This window comes from Coleofasciculus sp. FACHB-712, from assembly GCF_014695635.1.
Lineage (GTDB): Bacteria > Cyanobacteriota > Cyanobacteriia > Cyanobacteriales > FACHB-T130 > FACHB-T130.
The window spans coordinates 1-4,158 of sequence record NZ_JACJOQ010000702.1 but is presented as its reverse complement, the minus strand read 5'-3'; the positions used below and the strand labels follow the sequence as shown (position 1 = coordinate 4,158).

The window sequence follows — 4,158 nt, the reverse complement described above, 5'->3', positions numbered from 1 at the left end:
GTGGAATTGCCCCTGAATCCTTAAATGATTGTGAAAGCGATTACTCTCCTTGGCTCCACTGGCTCTATCGGGACTCAGACGCTAGATATTGTGGCTCAAAACCCGGAAAAGTTCAGAATCGTGGGGTTGGCAGCAGGACGCAACGTGCCAATGCTTGCCGCACAGATTCGGCAGTTCCGACCGGAAATTGCCGCTATCTGTCAAGAAGACAAATTGTCTGAACTGAAAGAAGCGATCGCAGACCTCGACCCCCAACCAATCTTGTTAAGTGGGGAAACTGGGGTGATTGAAGTCGCCCGTTACGGCAATGCGGAAACGGTCGTCACCGGAATTGTCGGCTGTGCGGGGTTATTACCGACCATTGCCGCGATTGAAGCCGGGAAAGATATTGCTTTAGCGAATAAGGAAACTCTGATTGCTGGTGGCCCCGTGGTGCTGCCGCTGGTAGAGAAACACGGCGTGAAGCTGTTGCCAGCGGACTCTGAGCATTCTGCAATTTTTCAGTGTCTCCAAGGCGTCCCCAAAGGCGGCTTGCGACGAATTCTGCTCACGGCGTCGGGCGGTTCCTTCCGCGATTTGCCTGTCGAGAAATTAGGCTCAGTCACGGTTGCAGACGCCCTGAAGCATCCCAATTGGTCGATGGGTCGCAAAATAACCATCGACTCCGCTACGTTGATGAATAAGGGGCTGGAAGTGATTGAAGCGCACTTCCTCTTTGGCATGGATTACGATGGCATCGAGATTGTCATCCATCCCCAAAGCATTATTCACTCCCTGATTGAGTTGCAAGATACGTCAGTCTTAGCTCAGTTGGGTTGGCCTGATATGCGTTTGCCGCTACTCTATGCGTTATCCTGGCCTGAGCGAATTTATACCGACTGGGAACCGCTAGATTTGGTGAAAGCTGGGAATCTCACTTTCAAGGAACCCGACCACGAGAAGTATCCTTGTATGCAATTGGCTTATGCTGCGGGTCGTGCGGGCGGTTCAATGCCTGCGGTCTTGAATGCGGCGAACGAACAGGCAGTGGCGCTATTTTTAGAAGAAAAAATTCAATTTTTGGATATTCCTCGTTGCATCGAGTCAGTTTGCGATCGCTTTACTTCCCACAACCGCTCAACTCCTACTCTCGATGACATCATTGCCGCCGACCAATGGGCAAGACAGGAAGCACTTGAGGTGAGTCAGCAGTTGCACAAAGGTAGTAGCGCCGCAGTCATGCGTTAGGGTATTTCCTGGTCTTCCTTCAATCACTCAGCAACTCATTTTTTACCACGAACAAAGAATTTTGTGGTGTCTTCCCAGACTCCTCGATCGGTTGTTAGTTTATCAATTTCTGCTCTGTACTCAACTTGGAACTGCTCTAATTGTTCCGGTGATAGTTTTGCCAGCAGCGGATTGCCTTTAAAACTTAAATTAATCCCCTTCCAGGATAATTCGTCATCTCTTAGATGGCGATACCGTCCTGACGGCTCAATTTTGATTTCGATATCTGTAAAACCTGCCTGTTGTAGCAAAGTGCGGCACTTTTCTGGAGTACCGAGTGTTTCGAGGATGTGTGGCAGCGATATGCCCAATACTCTAGCGCAGATATTCCTGTAAACATCTCCCAGATAAGCTGTTTCGGGAGGACACGTAAATGCAACAAACCCTCCAGTTTTCAGGAAACGATACCACTTTTGCAAAATAGCAGGAATATCAGTAAAAAGTACAATTGCCTCACAGCAAAAGATAGCATCAAAGCAACCATCATTAAAGTTGATTGATTCTGCATCTGCCTTAATCAACTCGATGTTTTGTAAGCAAGCTGCTTCAACTTTAAGCCTGGCTTGATGGAGCATTCCCGGAGACATATCTATGCCGATGACATAGCCTTCCGAACCTACTTTCTGAGCAGCAGGAATCGCCACTAAACCCGTCCCTGTAGCAACATCAAGGATTTTCTGTCCCTTCTGAATTGGGACAGATTCAAGTAGGAGATTAGCTTCAAGTGGATGGCGCGTCCCTTCCTCGAAATCATAGGCAGTTCTAGAATTATAAAATTCAATTAACTGCTGGGTGTAACTATTCATAATTCAATGAAATTGGTAATTGATCCGAGTATATGCAGTCTTATTTGATTTGAAAGTTCTTTTTAGGAACCGCGTTAGCGGTTACAGCCAAAAAGCACTGCTATATGATAACAAGGCTAAGCAAGATTTGTTAGCACCAATGTTAACTTAAAAGATATCAGATCTGTAATAATTTAATCATGGGAAAAGCAGGTCAATTACTCAGAAAGATATTAGAGTCTTACAACATCAGCCAAAGCTTATTAGCTTATCAGGCAACAGTTCACCCATTAATCAGTTTAGGTACAAAACAAAGATTTTGCCCAGATTGCATTTATAAGTAAAGACAGTAAAATTTTAATTAAAATTTAGTATTTCCGGAAAATACTCAGGATCGGGTTAGAAATATTGGCACTCTGAAGCATGGTTTGAATTACAATTAATCTTCAAAAACTTCCATCGGAAAGCACTTAGGGTCGGGTCGGAAATACTGGCACTCTGAAGCATGGTTTGAATTACAATTAATCTTCAAAAACTTGCAAAATATAGGTTCTTCTTCATTAGAATAAGACCAACTCTCTCCGTGATATCGGCATAAAGAACAGTTTTTAATAGCAACTTTTGCATTATAAGCGTCAACTAAATTTTTCTTGTACTCATAACTTGATAAATAGACTTCCTTAGAGCTAATAATTTTATAGTATAAAATTATATTCTTATGATTTTTAAGTATAAAATAAGCTTTTGGTAAGGATTCCCAAGTCAGGATACTTTTCCCATTTTTGTAAACCCTAAAGAAACCCATCCTTTCAGAGCAATTTTGACCATTGCAGATATTCCCCTGTTCTGGTTTTATATCAAAATTTATCAGCTTAATTTTTGGATTGTTCTGGCTGATAATATGTTCCTTAATAAAGAGAATATCCTCTTCACTTTCAATGCTGATTTCAATAATTTGAAATTTAGATTGCGCTTTTTTATCGGTAATCTTATGAGTAACTGCTATTTCAATAAATAGGTTTTTATTGTATGATATATCACTAAGTAAGATATCAGGAATAAATGCATCATTTTTAGTTTCTAAATCTAGTTTTACATATCTCTTGGTTAAATCAAAAGTTTTATTTATAGTATCTAGTTGGCATATTTTCCCAAGCTTTTCCTCATAAGCGTTACATCTTCTGTCTATCTTTAATTCAATATAAAAAGGTTCATTTTTATTCAAACATAATTGATATTCTTGGGCAAAAATTAGTTTTGCTAATCTATGCAGATATGTTTCTTCTGAGCAATTTTGAATATGCTTGTGGGCAAAATGCTTTTGTCTAATTTCTCCCAGTTTAGGAATTAGCGTATTTCCACAAGAAATACAGGTGAAAACTTCGTTCTTAATGTCCTCTGTTTTTTGCAAGTCTCCAATATAGAGAACTTTATTTTCTGCTCTATATGCATACTTGTATTTAATTCTGTTCGTCGATTTCATCGGATCGCTGCACTCAGTAAGCGTTATCGAGAAGATTTCCTAAGATTTACCGCGAGCTGGCATTAGATGCATATCATAAAAACAATAACCTACCTCAATGTACGCTTAATACTACATTTGTAGCCTAATCGAACACCTAGCAGCACGGCTGTCTGGCAAACTCGATGTTATCTACGCACAAGTTCCGGCTCTGAAGAATTCGGCAATGCCAGCAGTGTAGATCGTAAATATGGCGATCGCACTGAAGTGTACAATAACAAAAAAGTCGTATGACTTTTTTATTTGTTATACGACTTTTTTATTGTTGTACCCAAGACTAAGAAACGTTATAACAGCTTATTCAACTGTTACCGATTTCGCCAAATTCCGAGGCTGATCTACATCTAAGCCGCGAAGCGCCGCAATGTGATAAGCCAACAGTTGCAACGGAATTACTGTGAGGATGGGAGAAAGCAACTCTTCCACAGCAGGAACGGGCAATAAATCATCAAACGTTTCCGCTGCTTCTGGGTCATTCATCGGCGTCACGCCAATCAAGCGGGAATCCCGCGCCTTCGCTTCCTGGGCATTCGAGAGGACTTTTTCGTAGACAGTCCCCGGCATGGCGATCGCTACTACGGGCAC

At 41.6% G+C, this 4,158-nt stretch carries 4 protein-coding genes; 1 reads left to right on the top strand and 3 read right to left on the bottom strand.

The window, feature by feature from the left end:
• The first annotated feature begins 30 nt into the window (after nucleotides 1-30).
• Nucleotides 31-1,227: a 1-deoxy-D-xylulose-5-phosphate reductoisomerase gene (gene dxr, locus H6F50_RS26105; RefSeq protein ID WP_190430951.1), complete on the top strand. Its 1,197-nt coding sequence runs from the start codon at nucleotides 31-33 to the stop codon at nucleotides 1,225-1,227.
• A gap of 35 nt (nucleotides 1,228-1,262) precedes the next feature.
• On the opposite strand, the gene H6F50_RS26100 is transcribed toward dxr, so the two are convergent.
• The 3 genes from H6F50_RS26100 to H6F50_RS26090 form a co-directional block, all read right to left on the bottom strand.
• Nucleotides 1,263-2,072, bottom strand: coding sequence for a methyltransferase domain-containing protein (locus H6F50_RS26100; protein WP_190430950.1), 810 nt, complete (start codon nucleotides 2,070-2,072; stop codon nucleotides 1,263-1,265).
• 418 nt (nucleotides 2,073-2,490) lie between these two features.
• Nucleotides 2,491-3,534 carry a competence protein CoiA family protein gene (locus H6F50_RS26095; protein WP_190430949.1) on the bottom strand — a complete coding sequence of 348 codons (1,044 nt, stop codon included), beginning with the start codon at nucleotides 3,532-3,534 and terminating at the stop codon, nucleotides 2,491-2,493.
• A 336-nt stretch (nucleotides 3,535-3,870) separates the two neighbouring features.
• Nucleotides 3,871-4,158 (bottom strand): SIS domain-containing protein (locus H6F50_RS26090; RefSeq protein ID WP_190430948.1); only part of this gene is annotated, 288 nt, incomplete at its 5' end.

Excerpts from the sequence above, each read along its gene's own strand:
- H6F50_RS26100 (WP_190430950.1), bottom strand. The coding sequence starts at position 2,072 with ATGAATAGTTACACCCAGCAGTTAATTGAATTTTATAATTCTAGAACT.
- H6F50_RS26095 (WP_190430949.1), bottom strand. The coding sequence starts at position 3,534 with ATGAAATCGACGAACAGAATTAAATACAAGTATGCATATAGAGCAGAA.